Source organism: Vibrio sp. 10N.222.55.C6, from assembly GCF_041473395.1.
Taxonomy (GTDB): Bacteria; Pseudomonadota; Gammaproteobacteria; order Enterobacterales; family Vibrionaceae; genus Vibrio; species Vibrio crassostreae_C.
The window spans coordinates 1-455 of record NZ_JBFRSD010000327.1 but is presented as its reverse complement, the minus strand read 5'-3'; the positions used below and the strand labels follow the sequence as shown (position 1 = coordinate 455).

Annotated in this window: 1 protein-coding gene; it reads right to left on the bottom strand. The window is 44.0% G+C overall.

What is annotated here, in order from left to right; translation table 11 throughout:
- The coding region (locus AB4486_RS23935) for a UDP-N-acetylglucosamine 2-epimerase (protein ID WP_372119093.1) at window positions 1-455 on the bottom strand (455 nt) is incomplete at both ends.

The window sequence follows — 455 nt, the reverse complement described above, 5'->3', positions numbered from 1 at the left end:
TCAAAGTTCAGTGATTCACTCAACTCTGAAATCGTCATAAAAGAGCCTCGATTCAAGTGATCTAAGCCAATCGCACCAACGTTTTTTACTCGCTCTGGCGATTCACCTAATTGAATGACTCGATTTCGATATTCGTCTGTTGACGTGCCATGCAGGTAGCTCAATTTGGTAATAGCATGACGGATCGCATCATCGTAAGCGCCTTCGGTTATTTCCCCACCATGCAAATGTATAATTGGAATACGGAGTATCATGGCAGTTTGCGCTGCAGCCAGAGCTTCAAAACGGTCTCCAAGAATGACAAGGACATCGGGTGCTAATCGTGATAATGCATCAGCAAAACCTAGAACGCCCAATCCCATACTTTTTGCCGTTCCCACCGGTGAGTCAGAAGACAGCAAAATCTCTATTTTCTCGTCGATCTGGAAGCCATCTTTTTCTATTTGCTTATAAGT